Annotated in this window: 21 protein-coding genes; 7 read left to right on the top strand and 14 right to left on the bottom strand. The window is 64.8% G+C overall.

Annotated features, from left to right (window positions below):
- The first annotated feature begins 60 nt into the window (after positions 1 to 60).
- The 3 genes from CXG43_RS01690 (at position 61) to CXG43_RS01700 (ending at position 5,450) form a co-directional block, all read left to right on the top strand.
- Positions 61 to 3,231, top strand: coding sequence for a multidrug efflux RND transporter permease subunit (locus CXG43_RS01690; RefSeq protein ID WP_101098418.1), 3,171 nt, complete (start codon positions 61 to 63; stop codon positions 3,229 to 3,231).
- A 69-nt stretch (positions 3,232 to 3,300) separates the two neighbouring features.
- The gene (locus tag CXG43_RS01695) at positions 3,301 to 4,038 is read left to right on the top strand and encodes an SDR family oxidoreductase (RefSeq protein WP_101098419.1); all 738 of its coding nucleotides are present in this window, start codon (positions 3,301 to 3,303) and stop codon (positions 4,036 to 4,038) included.
- Positions 4,032 to 5,450, top strand: coding sequence for an efflux transporter outer membrane subunit (locus tag CXG43_RS01700; RefSeq protein ID WP_101098420.1), 1,419 nt, complete (start codon positions 4,032 to 4,034; stop codon positions 5,448 to 5,450). Before CXG43_RS01695 ends, CXG43_RS01700 begins: the two co-directional genes overlap by 7 nt.
- Before the next feature lie 180 nt (positions 5,451 to 5,630).
- On the opposite strand, the gene CXG43_RS01705 is transcribed toward CXG43_RS01700, so the two are convergent.
- From CXG43_RS01705 to CXG43_RS01750, 10 genes are all read right to left on the bottom strand, one after another.
- Complete coding sequence (locus CXG43_RS01705; protein ID WP_101098421.1) at positions 5,631 to 6,479, bottom strand: endonuclease/exonuclease/phosphatase family protein; 849 nt, start codon at positions 6,477 to 6,479, stop codon at positions 5,631 to 5,633.
- A 91-nt stretch (positions 6,480 to 6,570) separates the two neighbouring features.
- The gene (locus CXG43_RS01710) at positions 6,571 to 7,008 is read right to left on the bottom strand and encodes a hypothetical protein (RefSeq protein ID WP_198551451.1); all 438 of its coding nucleotides are present in this window, start codon (positions 7,006 to 7,008) and stop codon (positions 6,571 to 6,573) included.
- Positions 7,009 to 7,018: 10 nt separating this feature from the next.
- Complete coding sequence (locus CXG43_RS01715) at positions 7,019 to 7,357, bottom strand: ferredoxin family protein (protein ID WP_101098423.1); 339 nt, start codon at positions 7,355 to 7,357, stop codon at positions 7,019 to 7,021.
- A 32-nt stretch (positions 7,358 to 7,389) separates the two neighbouring features.
- Positions 7,390 to 8,145, bottom strand: a complete 756-nt coding sequence (gene fabG / locus CXG43_RS01720) for a 3-oxoacyl-ACP reductase FabG (protein ID WP_101098424.1) — start codon at positions 8,143 to 8,145, stop codon at positions 7,390 to 7,392.
- Positions 8,146 to 8,204: 59 nt separating this feature from the next.
- Positions 8,205 to 9,740, bottom strand: coding sequence for an NAD(P)-binding protein (locus CXG43_RS01725; RefSeq protein ID WP_101098425.1), 1,536 nt, complete (start codon positions 9,738 to 9,740; stop codon positions 8,205 to 8,207).
- On the bottom strand, positions 9,737 to 10,630 hold the full coding sequence (locus CXG43_RS01730) for a diiron oxygenase (protein WP_101098426.1): 894 nt from the start codon (positions 10,628 to 10,630) through the stop codon (positions 9,737 to 9,739). Before CXG43_RS01730 ends, CXG43_RS01725 begins: the two co-directional genes overlap by 4 nt.
- Positions 10,631 to 10,676: 46 nt before the next feature.
- Positions 10,677 to 10,943 (bottom strand): phosphopantetheine-binding protein, encoded by a 267-nt coding sequence (locus CXG43_RS01735; protein ID WP_101098427.1) that lies wholly within the window; start codon positions 10,941 to 10,943, stop codon positions 10,677 to 10,679.
- Positions 10,930 to 11,760, bottom strand: coding sequence for a MaoC/PaaZ C-terminal domain-containing protein (locus CXG43_RS01740; protein WP_101098428.1), 831 nt, complete (start codon positions 11,758 to 11,760; stop codon positions 10,930 to 10,932). The genes CXG43_RS01735 and CXG43_RS01740 overlap by 14 nt, the downstream gene beginning before the upstream one ends.
- Before the next feature lie 2 nt (positions 11,761 to 11,762).
- Entirely contained in the window at positions 11,763 to 13,031 is a 1,269-nt protein-coding gene (locus CXG43_RS01745; RefSeq protein ID WP_101098465.1) for a beta-ketoacyl-[acyl-carrier-protein] synthase family protein, read from the bottom strand.
- Between the two features lie 61 nt (positions 13,032 to 13,092).
- Positions 13,093 to 13,944: a ferredoxin--NADP reductase gene (locus CXG43_RS01750; protein ID WP_101098429.1), complete on the bottom strand. Its 852-nt coding sequence runs from the start codon at positions 13,942 to 13,944 to the stop codon at positions 13,093 to 13,095.
- Between the two features lie 365 nt (positions 13,945 to 14,309).
- On the opposite strand from CXG43_RS01750, the gene CXG43_RS01755 reads away from it, so the two are divergent.
- Positions 14,310 to 14,483 carry a DUF1328 domain-containing protein gene (locus CXG43_RS01755; RefSeq protein ID WP_042612362.1) on the top strand — a complete coding sequence of 58 codons (174 nt, stop codon included), beginning with the start codon at positions 14,310 to 14,312 and terminating at the stop codon, positions 14,481 to 14,483.
- Between the two features lie 69 nt (positions 14,484 to 14,552).
- Here the strand turns inward: CXG43_RS01755 and CXG43_RS01760 are convergent, their stop codons facing one another.
- Positions 14,553 to 14,936, bottom strand: a complete 384-nt coding sequence (locus CXG43_RS01760; protein ID WP_101098430.1) for a VOC family protein — start codon at positions 14,934 to 14,936, stop codon at positions 14,553 to 14,555.
- 93 nt (positions 14,937 to 15,029) lie between these two features.
- Positions 15,030 to 15,482 (bottom strand): response regulator, encoded by a 453-nt coding sequence (locus CXG43_RS01765; protein WP_101098431.1) that lies wholly within the window; start codon positions 15,480 to 15,482, stop codon positions 15,030 to 15,032.
- 315 nt (positions 15,483 to 15,797) lie between these two features.
- Between CXG43_RS01765 and CXG43_RS19535 the strand changes: the two genes are divergently transcribed.
- Positions 15,798 to 15,920: a hypothetical protein gene (locus tag CXG43_RS19535; protein WP_269801204.1), complete on the top strand. Its 123-nt coding sequence runs from the start codon at positions 15,798 to 15,800 to the stop codon at positions 15,918 to 15,920.
- The gene (locus tag CXG43_RS19015; RefSeq protein ID WP_157825016.1) at positions 15,920 to 16,093 is read left to right on the top strand and encodes a hypothetical protein; all 174 of its coding nucleotides are present in this window, start codon (positions 15,920 to 15,922) and stop codon (positions 16,091 to 16,093) included. The genes CXG43_RS19535 and CXG43_RS19015 overlap by 1 nt, the downstream gene beginning before the upstream one ends.
- 178 nt (positions 16,094 to 16,271) lie before the next feature.
- Here the strand turns inward: CXG43_RS19015 and CXG43_RS01770 are convergent, their stop codons facing one another.
- Positions 16,272 to 16,490 (bottom strand): AlpA family transcriptional regulator, encoded by a 219-nt coding sequence (locus CXG43_RS01770; protein ID WP_101098432.1) that lies wholly within the window; start codon positions 16,488 to 16,490, stop codon positions 16,272 to 16,274.
- 13 nt (positions 16,491 to 16,503) lie between these two features.
- Positions 16,504 to 16,788 (bottom strand): hypothetical protein, encoded by a 285-nt coding sequence (locus CXG43_RS19370; protein ID WP_101098433.1) that lies wholly within the window; start codon positions 16,786 to 16,788, stop codon positions 16,504 to 16,506.
- Between the two features lie 50 nt (positions 16,789 to 16,838).
- Between CXG43_RS19370 and CXG43_RS01780 the strand changes: the two genes are divergently transcribed.
- Positions 16,839 to 17,315 carry a hypothetical protein gene (locus tag CXG43_RS01780; protein WP_101098434.1) on the top strand — a complete coding sequence of 159 codons (477 nt, stop codon included), beginning with the start codon at positions 16,839 to 16,841 and terminating at the stop codon, positions 17,313 to 17,315.
- Positions 17,316 to 17,385 lie beyond the last annotated feature (70 nt).

Consider the following 17,385-nt stretch of genomic DNA (forward strand, 5'->3'; position numbering starts at 1 on the left):
CCAGCACGGCAGGGGCAGGGTGGCTGCACCCCCGCGCCGGCCAAACCCAAGGACATTCCCATGGATTTCTCCCGCTTTTTCATCGACAGGCCGATCTTCGCGGCGGTGTTGTCGATCATCATCTTCGCCGCCGGCCTGATCAGCATCCCGCTGCTGCCGACCGGTGAATACCCCGACGTCGTCCCGCCTTCGGTGGTGGTGCGCACCGTGTACCCGGGCGCCAACCCGAAAGTGATCGCCGAAACGGTGGCCACGCCGCTGGAAGAAGCGATCAACGGCGTGGAGGACATGATGTACATGAAGTCCGTCGCCGGCTCCGATGGCGTGCTGCAGATGACCATCACCTTCCGCCCGGGCACCGACCCGGACGCGGCGGCGGTGAAGGTGCAGAACCGCGTGGCGCAGGCCCAGGCCCGTCTTCCCGAAGACGTGCGGCGGCAGGGCGTTACCACCCAGAAGCAGTCGCCGACCTTCCTGATGGTGGTGCACCTGACCTCGCCGAACGGCAAGTACGACACGCTGTACCTGCGCAACTACGCCCGCCTGCACGTCAAGGACGCGCTGTCGCGCATCCAGGGCGTGGGTGATGCACAGATCTTCGGTGGCGGTGATTACGCCATGCGTGCCTGGCTGGACCCGGACAAGATCGCCGCGCGCGGCCTGACCGCCAGCGACGTGGTCGGGGCGATGCGCGAGCAGAACGTGCAGGTCTCGGCCGGCCAGCTGGGTGCCGAACCGATGCCCAACAGCCAGTTCCTGACCCTGATCAATGCGCAGGGCCGGCTCAAGAGCGAGCAGGAATTCAACGACATCGTGCTCAAGAGCGGCGTTGACGGTGAAGTGGTGCGTCTGTCCGACGTTGCGCGGCTGGAACTGGGCGCCGGTGACTACACCCTGCGCTCGCAGCTGGATGGCAAGAACGCGGTGGGTATCGGCATCTTCCAGGCGCCGGGCGCCAACGCGCTGGAAATCCGCGACGCCGTCATGAACACCATGGACGAGATGCAGAAGACCTTCCCGGCCGACGTCAAGTACGAAGCGGTGTATGACACCACCATCTTCGTGCGCGACTCGATCAAGGCCGTGGTGTCCACCCTGCTGGAAGCCATCGCACTGGTGGTGCTGGTGGTTATCCTGTTCCTGCAGACCTGGCGTGCCTCGATCATTCCGCTGATCGCCGTGCCGGTGTCCATCGTGGGTACCTTTGCCGCGCTGTACCTGCTGGGCTTCTCGATCAACACGCTGAGCCTGTTCGGCCTGGTGCTGGCGATCGGCATCGTGGTCGATGATGCGATCGTGGTGGTGGAGAACGTCGAGCGCAACATCGAAGAAGGCCTGTCACCCACCGCGGCCGCCCACCAGGCGATGAAGGAAGTGTCCGGCCCGATCGTCGCCATCGCGCTGGTGCTGTGCGCGGTGTTCGTGCCGATGGCCTTCCTGTCCGGTGTCACCGGCCAGTTCTACAAGCAGTTCGCGGTCACCATCGCCATTTCCACGGTGATCTCGGCGATCAACTCGCTGACCCTGTCGCCGGCCCTGGCCGCGCGCCTGCTCAAGCCGCATGACGCCGCCAAGGATGCGCCGACGCGCATCATCGACCGTCTGTTCGGCTGGATCTTCCGTCCGTTCAACCGCTTCTTCAAGTCCAGCTCGGAGAAGTACGAGCGCAGCGTGTCGAACATCCTCGGCAAGCGTGGCGCGGTGTTCGTGGTGTACGCCCTGCTGCTGGTCGGCACCGGTGTGATGTTCAAGCTGGTCCCGCCGGGCTTCATCCCCACCCAGGACAAGCTGTACCTGATCGCCGGCGTGAAGCTGCCGGAAGGCTCTTCCATCGCCCGGACCGACGCGATGCTGAAGAAGGTCGCGCAGATCGCCATGGAAACCGATGGCGTGGCGCACACCATTTCCTTCCCCGGCCTCAATGCACTGCAGTTCACCAACACGCCCAACACCGGCGTGGCCTTCGTACCGCTGAAGCCCTTCAGCGAGCGCAATGGCCGCACCGCAGCGCAGATCAACGCGGAGATCAACCAGAAGATCGCCGCGCTGCAGGAGGGCTTTGCGTTCTCGATGATGCCGCCGCCGATCCTCGGCCTGGGCAACGGCAACGGCTACCAGATGTTCATCGAAGACCGCGGCAACCTGGGCTACGGTGCGTTGCAGACGGCTGTGCAGACCATGCAGGGTGCTGTCTCGCAGACCCCGGGCATGGCCTTCCCGATCACCAGCTACCAGGCCAACGTGCCGCAGCTGGATGCCGAAGTGGACCGCGTCAAGGCCAAGGCCCAGGGCGTGCAGCTGACCGAACTGTTCGACACGCTGCAGACCTACCTCGGTTCGTCCTATGTCAACGACTTCAACCAGTTCGGCCGCACCTGGCAGGTGATCGCCCAGGCCGATGGCCAGTTCCGCGACAGCGTGGAAGACATCGGCCGCCTGCGTACCCGCAACGACCGTGGCGAAATGGTGCCGATCGGTTCGATGGTCACCGTCAAGCAGACCTTCGGCCCGGACCCGGTGCTGCGCTTCAATGGCTACCCGGCCGCCGACCTGGCCGGTGAAACCGATCCGCGCCTGCTGTCCTCCACCGAAGGCATGGCCAAGCTGACCGAGATCGCCGCCCAGGTGCTGCCGCCGGGCATGGTCACCGAATGGACCGACCTGAGCTACCAGCAGGCCACCCAGGGCAATGCCGCGCTGATCGTTTTCCCGGTGGCGGTGATGCTGGCCTTCCTGGTGCTGGCCGCGCTGTATGAAAGCTGGTCGCTGCCGCTGGCGGTGATCCTGATCGTCCCGATGACCCTGCTGTCGGCCCTGTTCGGCGTGTGGCTGACCGGCGGTGACAACAACGTGTTCGTGCAGGTCGGCCTGGTGGTGCTGATGGGCCTGGCGTGCAAGAACGCGATCCTGATCGTCGAGTTCGCCCGGGAGCTCGAAATGGGCGGCAAGGGCATCGTCGAAGCGGCGCTGGAAGCCTGCCGCCTGCGTCTGCGCCCGATCGTGATGACCTCCATCGCCTTCATCGCTGGCACCGTGCCGCTGGTGCTGTCGCATGGCGCAGGCGCCGAGGTCCGTTCGGTCACCGGCATCACGGTGTTCGCCGGCATGCTGGGCGTAACGTTGTTCGGCCTGTTCCTGACCCCGGTGTTCTACGTGGCCCTGCGCAAGTTCGTCACCCGCAATGGCGGTGGCCAACTGGTGACCCACGGCGAATCCACGCTGCATCACTGACCTGTTCCTCCCCCGGTAGCTGCCGAGCATGGCCCGGCGCTACCCCCTGACCCAACCTGGAACCCCACAATGAACGCGAATACCAACAAGATTGCGCTGGTCACCGGCGCCACCCGTGGCATCGGCACCGAGACCGTGCGCCAGTTGGCGCAGGCCGGCGTGCACACCCTGCTGGCCGGTCGCAAGCGCGACACCGCCGTGGAAGTCGCCCTGAAGCTGCAGGCCGAAGGGCTGCCGGTGGAAGCCATCGAGCTGGACGTCACCGACGAAGCCAGCATCGCCGCTGCCGTCGAGCAGGTCCGCACGCGCCATGGCCACCTGGACATCCTGGTCAACAACGCCGGCATCCTGCTTGATGACATCAGCAAGGCGCCGTCGCAGCAGTCGCTGGAAGCCTGGCGGCGCACCTTCGACACCAACGTGTTCGCGCTGGTGGCGGTGACCCAGGCGTTCCTCCCGCTACTGCGCGAGTCGGCCGCTGCCCGCATCGTCAACGTGTCCAGCCTGCTCGGTTCGGTCACCCTGCACAGCCAGCCGGGTTCGCCAATCTATGACTTCAAGGTGCCGGCCTACAACGTGTCCAAGAGCGCGGTCAATGCCTGGACCGCACAGCTGGCCTACGAACTGCGCGACACCGCGCACAAGGTCAACACCGTGCATCCGGGCTACGTGAAGACCGACATGAACGGTGGCGAGGGCGAAGTGGAAGTGTCCGTGGGTGCGCAGTCCAGCGTGCAGATGGCGCTGCTGGATGCCGATGGCCCGAACGGCAGCTTCACCTACCTGGGTGAGGTGCTGCCGTGGTGATCAAAACCCTGGTGGTTGCCCTGGCCAGCGTGCTGCTGGCCGGCTGCGTGACCGTCGGACCCAACTACAAGGCGCCGGTGGAAGCACCGGTGACCCTGCAGGGATCGGCGGCGCCGGTGTACAGCACCGAGTCGCCGGTGGCGACCTGGTGGGCACAGTTCGATGATCCGGTGCTGGAGGAACTGGTGCACCGCGCGCTGGCCGACAACCTGGACCTGCGTGTCTCGGTATCGCGCGTGCAGCAGGCGCGTGCGGTGTTCGTTGAAAGCCGCCTGGACCAGGCCCCGCACGTCACCGCAGGCGGTTCGTACGACCGCCGCAAGCAGCCTGATGCGTTGGCCAGTGGTGACCGGGTGTTCAGCGAGACCTACCAGCTCGGCTTCGACGCCGGTTGGGAGCTGGATCTGTTCGGTCGCCAGCGTCGTGCCGCCGAGGCCGCACGCGCGGACCTGGATGCGGAGTGGGCCAACCTCGCCGATGCCCAGGTACTGGTCGCCGCCGAAGTGGCCCGCAACTACTTCGAGCTGCGCGGCACGCAGAAGCGCATCGCAGTCGCCGAACAGACCCTGGGCAACCTGCGTGACACCCAGAAGCTGACCGAAACCCGCTGGGACCTGGGCGCGGGCAGCGAGCTGGACGTGCAGAGCAGCCGTGCCCGGTTGAAGGCCATCGAAGCGGACATCCCGCTGCTGGAAGTGGCCCAGACCCAGTCGCGGCATCGCCTGGCGGTGCTGCTGGGCCTGCGTCCGGATGCGTTGGACGGCCTGCTCGCCCCGCGCGATGTACCGGCCTTCGCCAAGGCATTGCCGCTGGGCGACACCCGTGAACTGCTGCGCCAGCGAGCGGACGTACGCGTGGCCGAACGGCGGCTTGCCGCAGCCACCGCACGGGTCGGCGTTGCCACCGCGGATCTGTTCCCGCGGTTGTCGCTGAGCGGCTTCGTCGGCTTCCTCGGGGGTGATGCCAGCGGGCTGGTAAACGGCAACAACAAAGCGTGGTCGCTGACCCCGTCGTTGAGCTGGGCCGCGTTTGATTTCGGCACCGTGCGCGCGCGCCTGAAGGCCAGCAAGGCCGAAGCCGATGGCGTGGCGGCGCAGTACGAACAGGCCGTGCTGCTGGCGCTGGAAGACACGGAGAACGCGCTGACCCGCTACGCCAAGCAGCAGGCCCGGCTGGCGATCGTCGCTGAGCAGGCGCAGGCCGCACGGCGTGCGGAAACACTGGCGCAGATCCGCTATCGCGAAGGGTCCGAAGACTTCCTGACCCTGCTCGATGCGCAGCGCACGCAGCTGTCGGCCGACGATGCACTGGCCGCCGCCGAAGCGGAGGTCAACGTCAGCGTGGTCGGTGTGTACAAGGCACTCGGCGGCTGGGGCCAGGCCGCCCAGCCAACCGTCGCGCTGGCCAACTGACGCAGCATCGGTAGTGACGGCCGCTGGCGTAGGTGGCTGACGACCGTTGGCGGTAGGTGGGTGACGACCGTTGGTCGTCACGCTCCTGCTCTTGCCGCTGCGCTCGCCGAGCATGGCTCGGCGCTACCCAGCCCAGGCCACCCCCCGGTAGTGACGGCCGCTGGCCGTCACGCCGTTGTGTTACCGCGCATCCCACTCCAGCTCCACCAGCAACGGGAAATGATCGGACGGCAGGATGCCGTCCACCCGCCCGTCAAGGGTGGCGAAGCTGCGCGCCTTGAAGCCGCGCACCAGTACCCAGTCCAGTTCGGTGGTCGCCTTGCCGGTGAAATCATGGAAGGTCTTCTTCGGTCCATGCGGCGCAGCCACCTGCGTGCGTGCATCCTGCAACGCGGTGGTGAAGGCCGCGTAGGTCGGCCCACCGGGTTCGCTGTTGAAGTCCCCGGTCACCACTACCGGGATATCCGGCGACAGCGTCTTCAGGTGCGCCACGATCGCCTGTGCACCGCGGACGCGCTGCGGCTCGTCTTCTTCGCGGTAGGGCAGGTGGGTGTTGAACAGGTAGAAGCGCCGCCCGTCCGTCACACGACGGAACAAGCCCCAGGTGACCATGCGCGGGAACAGGTTGCCCCAGCTGATGCTGCCTGGCACATCCGGCGTATCGGACAGCCAGAAGTTGCCGGACTGCTCCAGCGCCAGCGCCTTGCTGTCGTAGAACACGCCCATGTGCTCATCACCATCACCGCCACGCCGCCCTTCGCCGAACCATTCGTAGTCCGGCAACTGCGCGGCAAGATAATCGGCCTGCTCCTTGACCAGTTCCTGCGTACCCATCACGTCCGGGTGCGCAGTGCGGATGGTAGTCACCAGCGCCTCACGGCGATCCGGCCAGCGTTTCTGCGGCGCGGTATCGGCGGGCGTGCGTACGTTGAAGGACATCACCTTCAGTGGTGCGGGCGGGGTGGCCGCAGCAGGCAATGCAAGCGCAAGCAGAAGCAAAGCGGCAGGGCGCCGCAGACGATGCAACATGAGAATCCCTCCATTCCAGGCGAACACGGTCGTGGCAAGGGTCGCATGGAAGGGACGGGATGGGATGTGCCGTTCCGGCTGGTTGGCCGGATCAACCGGGCAGCGCGTCCCATCGCTGTACCAGCCCGACCAGGTACAGCAGTCCGTACAGCAGGCAGATGGCCGAGCTGACCCAGACGAAGCGCGCGCTGCGCCCGTTGCCAACCAGCACGAAAGGGCCCAGCAGCGCGCGCAGCAGGAAGACGCTGGCAATGCCAACCAGCACCGGCCGCAACAGGGGCAGGGGACCGATCAGCCCCGCCCCGGACAGCGCATACGCCGCCCACGCCAGCAGCACGACGCAGATCATGCTGGTCAGCGCCGCCGGAACGCGGCTGCCGCTGCGGGCTGCCGCGACGATACGGTCGCCCGCACCACACCACTGGTAGCCAGGTGGGCCCTGCAGGATCACCACCAGGTGCAGCAGCGCGGCCAGTGCGGTCAGTGCTGCGGCGGTAACCAGCAGCGGCGCGCCGGAAGAGGGCATCACCGGGCCTGCCTCATGCACGGGCCTCGGTGTCTTCAAGCAGCGCCAGGCGGTCACTGCGTCCGCTCCACAGCGCGTGGTCCGGCAGCGGTTGCATGCGCTCCAGCAACACCGGCCAGCGCTGCGCCAGCCGGGCATTCAGGGCCAGGAAGTGCTGGTTGCCTGCATCCAGCGCGTTGTCGGCGAGGATGGCATCTTCCGGGCATTCCGGGACGCAGAGGCCACAGTCCACGCATTCCTGCGGGTTGATGGCGATGAAGTTGGGGCCCACGTGGAAGGCGTCGGTCGGACAGATGTCCACGCAAAGGGTGTGCCGGCACTGGATGCAGCTCTCGGTAACGACATAGGTCATGGAAAACCTCCTGCAGTTGAGGGGGATGAAGCTCAAGCGGTCAGGCCACCGTCGATCACGAAGGTCTGGCCGGTCAGGTAGCCGGCGCTGGACGACAGCAGGAAGTTGGCCAATGCAGCGACTTCGGTGACCTCACCCAGGCGTTTGAGCGGGATGTCGGCGGTGATCGACCTGCGGATGGCAGGATCGATCTGCTCGACCATCTCCGTGGCGATGAAGCCCGGGGCGATGGCGTTGACGGTGATCCTGAAGCGCGCCAGTTCTACTGCAAGGGTCCGCGTGATGCCGATCATCGCCGCCTTGGTGGCGGCATAGCCGACCTGGCCCTTGTTGCCTCTCAGGCCGGTCACCGAGGACATCTGGATGATCCGGCCCCGGCGCGCCGACACCATCGCCGACGACATGAACCGGCTGAAATAGATCGCCGAATCCAGGTTGGTGGCCACCACGTCGCGATAGCGTTCGACGTCCAGGTTGAACATCAACTGGTCGCCCGTGATACCCATGTTGTTGATCAGGCCATACGGCTCGCCGAAGCGTTCGATGAGCCGTTCGCAGGCCTGCTCCACCGCGGCAGCGTCGCGGCCATCGCACTGGATGCCGTGCGCGTGCCCGCCCGCAGCGGCGACCTCCTGTTCAAGCAGTCCGGCCGCTTCGGTGGAGGACTGGTAGGTGAAGGCCACGGTATAGCCTTCGGTGGCGAGCGCTCTCACCAGGCCTTTGCCGATGCCGCGGCTGCCGCCGGTAACCAGCACCCAGGCGCAGGTGGATGAAGTGAGTCTCTGCATGTCGGTCTCCCGGTCAACGGTGTGTAAGGGTGCGTGGCACGTCGCGGCAACTGCAGCGGTCATGTGCTGGCGTCCCGCAACGGCCATTCCGCAGCTTTCATTTCTGCATAGCCGAATGCCGCTTCGTAACTCGGCCCGGCGACCCACGAGCTGAGGAAGTGCACGCCCCGCACGGGAAATCCGTAGTGGAAGGTGTGGCCTTTCAGGCTGGTGCCGACCATCGCCCCGTAGCCCGAACCGTCGGTGTTGTTGGTGAAGCGGGTGTAGGTGTGCGGTGTTGCCACTTCGGTATGCAGCACGCGCCCGCGCAGGCCAGGCGCCTGTTGCATCAACCGTTCAACCAGCACCGCCGCAGCGCGGGCTTTCTTCTCCCGATAGGGCGGCGTCCTTCGCCGCGGCCAGTGGGCGACCGAGTCGAGCACGTTCAGGCACAACACGTTGCCCCCCTGAGGATCCAGTGCCTGGTAATTGGTGACATCCATCGGCGAGCATTCCCAGAACGCGTGCTCGCTGGCGGCTTCTCCAGCGTCCGGCAACCCGGCTGTTCTGCGCGCGATCGACGCGGCTGCCGGGTCGTCGGCGAACATCATCGACTCGGTATGCGCAAGCCCGAGTTCGGACGGGGCGGCGTCGGTGACGAGATACACCGTGGTAGTGGAGCGTGCAGGCCTCAGCGCCGCCAGCTTGCTGGTCGTTTCGGCCAGCGCAACCTCCTCGCCGAACAGGGCACCCACGGCATAGTGCGGACTGGTGTTGATGTACACCTGGCCTGCATGGAAATCACCGCGGCGCGTGCGCACCCCGGTGACCCGTTCACCGCCATCGGTAAGAACCTGCTCGACCGGCGTGCCGAGCAGCAGATGGCCGCCAGCGTCGGTGATCTGCTGCGCCAGCAGGTTGGACAGGTGCTGGGCCGATCCTGTGACATACGCGTTGCCACGGCATAACGTGCCGTAGACCACGTGCAGGAAATACAGGTACCCCAGGTCCTCGGGGTAGCCGCCGCCGTAGATACCCGGTGCGGCCAGCAGTTCGATCAGGTAAGGATCGTTGACCAGTGCGCCCAGTCCTTCATAGACGGTCTTGGCCTTGAGATGGCGATGGGCGTGGCGAAGCTGCGCCATGTCCGGTTCGAAGCTGCCATCCTGTATCTGGAACTGGTAGTAGCTGTTGCGACCGTAGGTCTGTACATGTTCGAAGAACGTGGCGATACCTGCAGCCTCATGCGGGAATCTCGCGGTCAACACCGCCTGTACGCCTGCAGTGTCGTTGGGCAGCTCGAGCGCTTCGCCAGCGCGCCATGCACAGAAATAGTCCGGGCTCCGCACCAGTCCCAATGCGGCCTCCAGGCCCAGGCTGCGCAGCATGCGCAGCAGGTTGCCCTGTTCATTCATCCCGCTCAGCTTGTGCAGGCTGCAGTCGAACGTGGCATCCACCCGTGGTCGCACGAACGTCGTGGCATAGCCGCCCGGCACGATGTGTTTGTCGATCAGCAGCAGGCGGGCGGACGGATCACGCTTCACCAGCATGGCCGCACAGGCCAGGCTGGTGATGCCGGCGCCGACGAAAATGGCGTCCCAGCGCTGCAGGGTCATGCGCGCAGACCCAGCTTGTCCACCCATGTATTGATCACGTGGAATCGTTCGTCGTTCAGGCGGGTGTTGGCCGCTGATCGCCACACCGTTTCGATCGCCTCGGGATCGTCCGGCTGGACGGGGAACTCGAACGAGGTGTGCAGCGCGATCTCCGGATTGTAGGTGTACATGTCGACCAGCCGCGGGAAGATCTGCCGGGACATCGCACGCACCTGGTCGACTTCCTCCGCGCTGGCGGTTTCGAAGTAGGATTCGGCGATCCAGCGACCGAAGGCGATATGCCGTGCTTCGTCGTGATGGTGTGCGCGGAACAGGGTGCGGGTCATCGGCTCCACGTCCGGACCCTGGGTCGTATGCATCGCGCCCATCTCCGCCACCCATTCCAGCAGCAGGGTGAACAGCACGCCCACCGGTGGCGCCATGGCCGGCAGCGTGTCGGTGAGCAGCGAATACAGTCCCTGCGGCGGCTGGAACAGCGGCAGGCCGGCCTTGGCCATAAAGCGCTTGAAGGTCAGCGTATGGACGATTTCCTCCTTGGAGAACACCATCAGGTATTCCTGCAGCTCAGGCGCTATGCGTGCGTGGTGGCGGGTGATGTAGCCCAGGTACAACGGTGGCAGGGTCTGTTCCAGCCAGATGAACATGGAGATGTCGCGCGCTGTTTCCAGCCAGGCCAGTTCGAGCCGGTTGGCCTCGGTCAATGCCCCGGCGAAGGGCGTGCCGGCGATCCACAAGTGGTCCAGGTTCTTCGGCGCGATGCCCTTGTCGATCGGCTCATTCCACGGCAGTACCGTGGCGTGGTCCATCGTATCCAGGTGCGAGGCTTCGCTGAGGCGGAGCACTTTCCCGATCCGGGACGGGGCGATGGTGAGCGTGGTTTCTGTCTGCATGGTGGTTCCTTTGAGGCGCTTTGGTCAGGCGGGAAACAACACCCGGTCAAGCCGGTGCCTGCGCTGCCTGGGTAAGTTCCACGATGTAGTCGCAAAGCGCCTGGAGCGTGCCGATGTTGCGGCTGGCGAATGCCTTGGGATCCATCGCCACGCCAAGCTTCTTTCTCACCACCACCTGCATTTCCACGAAGTCCAGGCTGTCCAGGTCCAGGCCTTCGATGGTGCTCTCCAAGGTGATGTTCTCGATCTCGTCATCCTTCAGTTCCAGGATCAGCTCGCGGATGACGTTGAATACGGATTCAGTGGTGTTCATGGGTATCGTTCTCCTGTGGGTGGGCCAGTTTCCGGATCATCAGGCCCAAGGTGATGGTCATGACGTGGCGCTGCTGCAGGTGTACGCCGAGATCCAGCGTGCCCACTGCTTCATCGTCACTTTCGACCAGGTCGATGTTGTCGATCTGGTAATCGACGACGGGGGGAAGCGCACCGGCGCAGCAGAGTTCGCCGGCAAATACGGTCTGGTGCGTGGTCTGCACCAGCAGGTGCGAGCTCAGGTCCTGGATGTGCTCGAGCTGTTCGTCCAGCCGCAAGGCCGGTCCAAGCCGATCGAATGCGGTGCACAGGCGGTACCGGATGAAGTCACCGAATACCAGCGCATCCAGCGCGACCCATTGATCCAGTTGCTTGCCGAGGCCGTCTTCGAAGTGGCGCAGCCAGGCTTCGGTTTCGCCCACCGGAAGGGTGATGCGGCGCGCGTCGGACTCCCAGGCAGGCGGCTGGATACGGCGTGCACCGCCGATGAAGTGCTCCGCAGTGCCGGTGCAGGGACGCAGTTTGAATCCGGTCCGGTCCACGCGATGGACCAGCGCCAGGCTGACGTCGCGGTCACGCAGGACAGGCGCCTTCAACAGCGTCTTGAAATGGATCCAGGGGGCGGCGGCCTGCCCCGGATCCGCAGCCGCCGCGCGACCCAGCGTTTGCTTGATCGGCAGCATCGCCAGCATGCCGTGGACCACCACATCGGCGGCATTCATGCGCAGGGCGGCTTCACGGTCGAAATGGATGGGGTTGCGGTCGCCTGAGAGCCGCGCCCAGGCCTCGATGTCCTGGCTGTCGAAACGAAGGTCCATGCTTACTCCGCCCGGGCGATCATCACGCCCGCGTTGGCGCCGCCGAAGCCGAAGCTCAGGTTCAAGGCGTTGTGGATGTCCTGGCCCTGCAGGTGTTGGTTGGCCACGTAGTTCAGATCGCACTCGGGGTCGGGGCGGTCCAGGTGGATCGTCGCGGGGATGGTGCGATGCTCGATGGCCTTCAGGCACAGCACCGCCTCCAGCGCGCCGGCTGCGCCGATCAGGTGGCCGGTATAGGACTTGGTGCTGGACATCGGGATCGCATGCGCGGCCTGGCCCAGTGCTTCCTTCAGAGCGTTGGTTTCGTTGACATCATTGAGCGGCGTGGAGGTGCCATGCAGGTTCACGTAGCCGATGTCTTCGGGTGCCACGCCGGCCTGCACGCACACCTGGCGGATCACCTGCACACGCGCCTGCATGTCCTCGGCCGGTGCGGTCATGTCGTAGGCGTCGGAGAAGTTCGCGTAGCCGGTGATCTCGCCGAGGATGCGGGCGCCACGCTGCCGTGCCAGTTCGTAGTCCTCCAGGCACAGCACGGCTGCGCCTTCGGAAAGCACGAAGCCACTGCGGTCCTGGCTGAACGGACAGCAGGCGCGGCGGATGTCGTCCTGCTCCTTGCTCAGGGCCTGGATCACATCGACCGACCAGACGTTGAACTGCTCTTTCAACGACTCGCTGCCGCCGGCCAGCATGACCTTGGCGCGCCCGCTACGGATGGCCTCGTAGGCTTCGCCGATGGCGATGGTGCCCGTTGCGCAGGCGGCCACCGGACTGTTCTGCACGCCGCGGAAGTTCCAGTTCATGGTGACACCAGCAGTTGCCGCGTTGCACATCGACATGACCGTAGCGAACGAGGTCGCCACGCCGGTCTGGCGGTAGTCATTGTTGTTTGCGTTGGCGGTATCCAGGCCTCCCCAGCCGGTGCCGAGCATCACGCCACGGTCGAACGGCGTGCAGATGTCGTCGAGCCCGGTGTCGCCGAATGCCATGCCGATGGCCTCCTCGGCCGCGACCAGGCAGTACTTGGCGAACAGCGGCAGCATCTTGGAGGTCTTCTTCGGGAACGGCCGCATCTGCTCGCGTCCGAAGTCATCGATGAAGCCGAAATAGCGCGCAGTGATGGCTTGATCATCGTGGGTGTATCGCTTGTAGCCCACGCGGTAGGCCATGATCGCTTGCCATATCGCATCGGCGTTGGCGCCCATCGAACTGATGGCGCCGTATCCGGTGATGGCGACGCGGCGCGGGCGCGGTGTAACGGGCATATCCATGGTGCTGGTCTCCTGCAGCAAGGGGCATGGGATGTCGCCGCGTGATGGCGGCAATCGGGTATCAGGCATCTGCAAAGGCGCGTTCCACGACGTAGTCGCCGGGGTGACCGCGTCCGGGCGAAACGGCGAAGCCACGGGCATCGAGCAGGGCGCGTGTTTCTGCCAGCATTGCCGGCCCGCCGCAGATCATTACCCTGTCGCTGCCCGGCGAAAGCGCAGGCAGGCCAATGTCATCGCAAAGCCGGTTGTCGGCGATCAGGTCGGTAATGCGACCCTGGTGCGGGAAGGGCTCGCGGGTGACAGTCGGGTAATACACCAGTTTCGAACGGACCTCCTCGCCGAGATAATCATGGCGCGGCAACTCTTCCTGCAGATATTCGCGATAGGCGAGGTCGGCCGCCCTGCGCACGCCGTGCACCAGCACCACTTTTTCGAATGCGGCGTAGGTTTCCGGGTCGCCTGCCAGGCCAAGGAATGGGGCCAGCCCGGTGCCGGTGCAGAGCAGGTAAAGCACCCGGCCTGGCCGCAGGTCGGAAAGAATCAACGTGCCGGTCGGTTTGTTACCCACCAGCACTCCATCGCCCGGCTGCAGATGCTGGAGTTCAGTGGTGAGCGGGCCGCCGGGCACCTTGATGCTGAAGAACTCCAGATGCTCTTCATGGCTGGGACTGGCCAGGCTGTAGGCGCGCATCAGCGGGCGTCCTTGGCGTTGCAGCCCCACCATCACGAACTGGCCGGTTTCAAACCGGAACGATGGTGAGCGGGTCGTGGTGAAACTGAAAAGGCTGTCGTTCCAATGGCGAACGGCGAGGACGCTTTCTACCCTGTTTGATTTTCCTGCAGCCGGTGTCGAATTATTTTCCAGCGCCGGAAGGGCGTGGGCCGCATGCTGCGCAACGTCGGAGGCATTCATTCAAACTGTGACCGCGTGAATGTAGGAAGTGCGACCTTAGTTGTGGAGTCGCGCAGCGGGTGTGCGGTCGGTCACAGTGTTAATCGTCAAGGTATAGACATAATGTCCAAGCCGTCATCTCTGTGCTTTTGATTTCATAAAGTGTCGCAACGCGCTCGGCATTTTGTTTGGAAAGTTCTGATGGCCGGGGCCGGTTTGTTCCGAACACGACATTGTGCGGGGCAGGCGGTAGTGGTTTCCGTGCAACGTCGTCGGCAATGCCTGTCGAGCCTCTTCACCCGACGCAATCGACAGGATCACCAGCGCACGACATGTCTACCGCTACGCTTGGGCCAACACGTAATTCCCTGTCGGAAAGGACTGTCATGATCAAGTGGGCCATCATCTTCGCCATCATCGGCCTCATCGCCGGTGCCCTCGGCTTCGGCGGCATCGCCGGCGCGTCTGTCGGCATCGCCAAGTTCCTGTTCTGGGCGGGCATCATCATCGCCGTGGTGCTGTTCCTGCTCGGCATGACGATCGCCAAGAAAGTGACCTGACCAGTCTTTTGGCGGGCGTGCAATGAAAAAGCCGCATCGGTGACGATGCGGCTTTTTGATTGGGCGGAATCAGCCGATGCCGGGCCTGTCGAGCACCGCTTCCACGTGGTGCCCGTCGGGATCGATGAGGAAGGCCGAGTAGTAGTGGGGGCCGTAATCGGGGCGGGGCCCGGGCGCGCCATTGTCCTGGCCGCCAGCGGTAACACCGTCACGATGGAAGGCATCAACTGCCTCCTGCGATCTCGCGGCAAACGCGATGTGGGAGCCGTCACGCGGCAGGGCGGCATCGTCTGTGAGGTTGAGCAGCAACAGGTCCTGGTTGTCGACCAGGCCATAGCCGATGGAGTGCTCGCCATCGAAGACGCGGCGATAACCCAGTGCGCCGAGGGCGGCGTCGTAGAAGCGGCCGGCGCGGGTGAGGTCGCCTACGCCCAGAGAAAGATGGTGGAACATCGGACATCGCTGTGGGGATCGGACAGCGAGCATAGCGGTGGCTCGGCTCCGGCGCTGCGACGGGTGCAGACCTGACGGCGCGGGCGGCCCGCCTCAGGCGGCAGGCACGAACGGGGGCGGCGGCTGGTTGGTCATTCCCCAGAACATGCCGAGCTCCTGCACCGCCGATACGAATTCATCGAAGGCGAGCGGCTTGACCACGAACGCATTCACGCCCACCTCGTAGCTTCTCACCAGATCGCGGTCCTGGCGGGAGGCGGTCAGCATCACCACCGGGGTAGGACGTAGCGCCTCATCGCCACGGATCTCGGCAAGCACTTCAAGGCCATTCAACTTCGGCAGCTTCAGGTCCAGCAGCACCACCACCGGCCCGCCGTGATGTTGCCCGGCGTAGCGTCCGGTGCTGCGCAGGTAATCCAGCGCTTCTTCGCCATCGCGCACGTGGATGACGGGATTGAGCAACTGGCAGCGTGCCAATGCGGCGATGGTCAGCTCTGCGTCCTGCAGGCTGTCTTCTACGAGCAGTATCGGTCGCAGGTCTCTCATGCAGCGTCCTTCAGGATCGAGTCGCCAGCGTCACGGGTCTGGCGTGGGGGGCGCATAGATTTGCATGAGGCCGGTCCGCTGTCAGTACTCCGATGAACGGTTAATATTAACGCTTCAGGATGTGCGTTCAGGCTGTTCTGTGACCGGCCTCCCACCCTGAACTTCCCGGTGTGTCAAATGCGTCAGAATCACGCGGGTTTAACCGTCGCGTCGACAAATTGACGGTGCGCGAAGGGTCGGCAGGGGGACTCTGCACGGAGGTGAAAGCCTGCGTAGGCGTGAACCCCCCACACACAGGACTCACTCATGGAGCTCATGATTGCGCTGCTCGGCATCGCCGCAGCCTTTGCCTCGACGCTGGTCGTGCTGCAGGCGGCCACCCTGGTATGGAAGAAGCTACGCGTGCGGCGTGATGCCGTCAGGAGATCGATTGCCTGATGCGTGCTGTCCGTTATGCGTATGAAAAAGCCCGCCGATGGCGCGCGTCTCCGTTAGTGTCGGCCTGGGCGGCATTCCGTTATGCCCTGACCGGCGACACCGGGTATTTCCGCTCCCATGCGGGCTGGAGGCTGTCGCGCATCCATCGTGGTTCGCTGCAGGAAGACGAGTGAAGCAATAAACGAAAAAGCCCGGAAACCCTTGAATTGCGGGGGTTTCCGGGCTCTCGCGGACCTTGTCGGTCCCTACAATGGTGGAGGTGGGCTCTACCCATTTCCTTCGGTAAGTCATTGACGTAACAGGTTGATCATCGGTGCAGGGGGCGCAGATGCCCCCAAGCATGCCCCCGTGTCACGCTGCCTTGCTATCCCGCTCGCTGATCCGGTCGTGGATCCAAGCATCGACCTCAGATTCGACCCATGCCGCCATGGTCCCGAGATGGACTGGGGCAGGGAAGGTGTGCGCTTTGATCCGGTCGTAGATCGTCGTCTTCGACATGCCGACACGCTCCTGCACTTCCTTCAGGCGGAGCAGGCGCGGCGGCGCGGCAGTGGTGGTGGTTTCGCTCATGTCTTCCTCGATGTTATGCCGCGGATCCGGCGGCCGCAGCCGCCAGGCGCAGGGGGATCTGTACAACGTTGCTGGCCGGCTCAGGAGCCTTGCGCGCGACGCGCGCGGGACGATTCAGCCGGCGCCAGCTGGCCAGCGCCGCGTCCGGGTCTGCGTGCTTGGGAGTCTTCGTGCACCGGCACTCAACGAAGTGGCCACCGCCTGCGCTTGTGCTGCGGCCGTCATGGATGTGCCGCGCGCTGTGACCAGCGGCGCAGGGCGCCAGGCCCTCGGGGTGGTCGATCTGGCACTGGGTCATTGGACACCTCGACTGGAAGGGAAGGAGCGGAAGCAAATACGATGGGACGGATGAACCTGTTCGCTAATTCGACGCATGCGGAACTGCACGGCGCCGCCAAGGGTTTGGCTGGCGAACTGCGCATGAGCGCGGAGGTGCAGGAGCTGCTGCTGGACAAGCGCTATGTGTCGCCCCACCGGCGCAGGCTCTTGCGCACGCCTGCACCTGGCATCGATCGGCAGCTCGCGGACCTGCTGGATGCGCTGGCCAAGCAGGTGCACCACGGCGCGCATATAGAGGGCGACGCCGAGCAGCTGCTGAAGGACCCGGCCGCAACGCTCCTGGGCGTGTTCGGCCCGAAGCTGGCGGAGCTGCAGCGGAACGCTCGCCACCACGTGGTGCTCGAAGCGGCGAACGTGACCCTGCGGGCTCACGCGTCGGCGTGGCTCGAGGCAGGCGAGCCCGGCGAGACACGGCATGCGCGCGCGCTGGCTAGCAACAGCGGCTTGGCCGAAATTCTGAAGGAGATGGAGCCCCTTCGTAGGTGACTCGGCAGAAAGGAACAGCGAAAATGCTGTCGTCTGGTCGAAAGGAGCAGCACATGCCCCGGCGAATTGA

Source organism: Stenotrophomonas sp. Bg11-02 (genome assembly GCF_002836635.1).
Classification (GTDB): domain Bacteria; phylum Pseudomonadota; class Gammaproteobacteria; order Xanthomonadales; family Xanthomonadaceae; genus Stenotrophomonas; species Stenotrophomonas lacuserhaii.

Coding starts and splice junctions, on each gene's coding strand:
- CXG43_RS19535 (WP_269801204.1), top strand. CDS start 15,798: ATGATTGCGCTGCTCGGCATCGCCGCAGCCTTTGCCTCGACGCTGGTC.
- CXG43_RS19015 (WP_157825016.1), top strand. CDS start 15,920: ATGCGTGCTGTCCGTTATGCGTATGAAAAAGCCCGCCGATGGCGCGCG.
- CXG43_RS01730 (WP_101098426.1), bottom strand. CDS start 10,630: ATGCAGACAGAAACCACGCTCACCATCGCCCCGTCCCGGATCGGGAAA.
- CXG43_RS01735 (WP_101098427.1), bottom strand. CDS start 10,943: ATGAACACCACTGAATCCGTATTCAACGTCATCCGCGAGCTGATCCTG.
- CXG43_RS01780 (WP_101098434.1), top strand. CDS start 16,839: ATGAACCTGTTCGCTAATTCGACGCATGCGGAACTGCACGGCGCCGCC.
- CXG43_RS01690 (WP_101098418.1), top strand. CDS start 61: ATGGATTTCTCCCGCTTTTTCATCGACAGGCCGATCTTCGCGGCGGTG.
- CXG43_RS01765 (WP_101098431.1), bottom strand. CDS start 15,482: ATGAGAGACCTGCGACCGATACTGCTCGTAGAAGACAGCCTGCAGGAC.
- CXG43_RS01695 (WP_101098419.1), top strand. CDS start 3,301: ATGAACGCGAATACCAACAAGATTGCGCTGGTCACCGGCGCCACCCGT.
- CXG43_RS01705 (WP_101098421.1), bottom strand. CDS start 6,479: ATGTTGCATCGTCTGCGGCGCCCTGCCGCTTTGCTTCTGCTTGCGCTT.
- CXG43_RS01725 (WP_101098425.1), bottom strand. CDS start 9,740: ATGACCCTGCAGCGCTGGGACGCCATTTTCGTCGGCGCCGGCATCACC.
- CXG43_RS01770 (WP_101098432.1), bottom strand. CDS start 16,490: ATGAGCGAAACCACCACCACTGCCGCGCCGCCGCGCCTGCTCCGCCTG.
- CXG43_RS01715 (WP_101098423.1), bottom strand. CDS start 7,357: ATGACCTATGTCGTTACCGAGAGCTGCATCCAGTGCCGGCACACCCTT.
- CXG43_RS01755 (WP_042612362.1), top strand. CDS start 14,310: ATGATCAAGTGGGCCATCATCTTCGCCATCATCGGCCTCATCGCCGGT.
- CXG43_RS01760 (WP_101098430.1), bottom strand. CDS start 14,936: ATGTTCCACCATCTTTCTCTGGGCGTAGGCGACCTCACCCGCGCCGGC.
- fabG (WP_101098424.1), bottom strand. CDS start 8,145: ATGCAGAGACTCACTTCATCCACCTGCGCCTGGGTGCTGGTTACCGGC.
- CXG43_RS19370 (WP_101098433.1), bottom strand. CDS start 16,788: ATGACCCAGTGCCAGATCGACCACCCCGAGGGCCTGGCGCCCTGCGCC.
- CXG43_RS01740 (WP_101098428.1), bottom strand. CDS start 11,760: ATGGACCTTCGTTTCGACAGCCAGGACATCGAGGCCTGGGCGCGGCTC.
- CXG43_RS01745 (WP_101098465.1), bottom strand. CDS start 13,031: ATGGATATGCCCGTTACACCGCGCCCGCGCCGCGTCGCCATCACCGGA.
- CXG43_RS01750 (WP_101098429.1), bottom strand. CDS start 13,944: ATGAATGCCTCCGACGTTGCGCAGCATGCGGCCCACGCCCTTCCGGCG.